General features: G+C 48.0%; 1 protein-coding gene. It reads left to right on the plus strand.

Annotated elements, in window-relative coordinates:
* Window positions 1–149: 149 nt before the first annotated feature.
* Window positions 150–1,016 (plus strand): IS66 family transposase (gene tnpC, locus AB4307_RS21545; protein WP_372133470.1); only part of this gene is annotated, 867 nt, incomplete at its 3' end.

Here is a 1,016-nt window from a genome sequence, read left to right on the forward strand (position 1 = left end):
CTCACTCAATTTGAGCTTGATAGACTGCTTTCAGGCTTCACAATTATCGGCCACGAACCCATCAAAATAAACGATTTTACAATGAGTTAATCGAGAATAAAGCCTTATTCTCCAAGCGTTAACGGCACGATTTTAGTATAATCAATGCTATGAAAAAGACGCCAAATATCAACCCAGAAAGCCAAGATGTTGCCGAGCTACAAGCGATGGTAGCTGCTCTGATGTCGGAGAAAAATGAGTGGAAACAAGAGCGCCAATCGCTGCTTGAACAACTCAAACTCGCCTTCGACCGTCAGTTCGCGAAACGCTCGGAGGCATTAAAGCCTTACGATGAATCACAAGGTGACCTCTTCAACGAAGCGGAATGTGAAGCCGTTAAAGAAGACGAGGTTGAGGTGACAACCACGACCACAACGAAAAAGCGCGGTAAACGTAAACCTCTGCCTAAGACCTTGTCTCGTGAGGTTATCGAACTTGATGTAGACGACCATGAAAAGCAGTGCGCTTGCTGCAATCATAGCCTGCATAAAATCGGGGAAGACCGCAGCGAGAAGCTAGAGTTCACGCCAGCGGTACTCAAAGTGTTGGAATATGTTCGTCCTAAGTACGCTTGCCGCCAGTGCGAGAAAACAGATGACAGCAGCCGTATCGTTCAGAAGCCATCCCCTCAGAGTCTCATCCCTAAAAGCTTCGCCACAGAAAGCTTGCTGACCAACATCATTCTTGGCAAATACCAATACGCGATGCCACTTTATCGCCAAGAATCGCTGTTTACCCAGTCGGGTATCGAGCTATCACGCACCACCATGGCAAGGTGGGTTATCCAAGTCAGTGAGAAGTTCGCCCCGCTGTATGCGGCCTTGAAGGAGAACCTGCTTCAACAAGTGGTGGTTCAGGCGGATGAAACGCCGCTCAATGTGCTCAAAGAAGAGAAGAAGTGTTATATGTGGCTCTACTGCTCAGGCGCTGACTCACCCGAATCGGCACTGCCGAATGTGAAAAATATTGCCTTGTAC

The organism is Vibrio sp. 10N.261.52.C2 (assembly GCF_041471425.1).
GTDB lineage: Bacteria > Pseudomonadota > Gammaproteobacteria > Enterobacterales > Vibrionaceae > Vibrio > Vibrio crassostreae_C.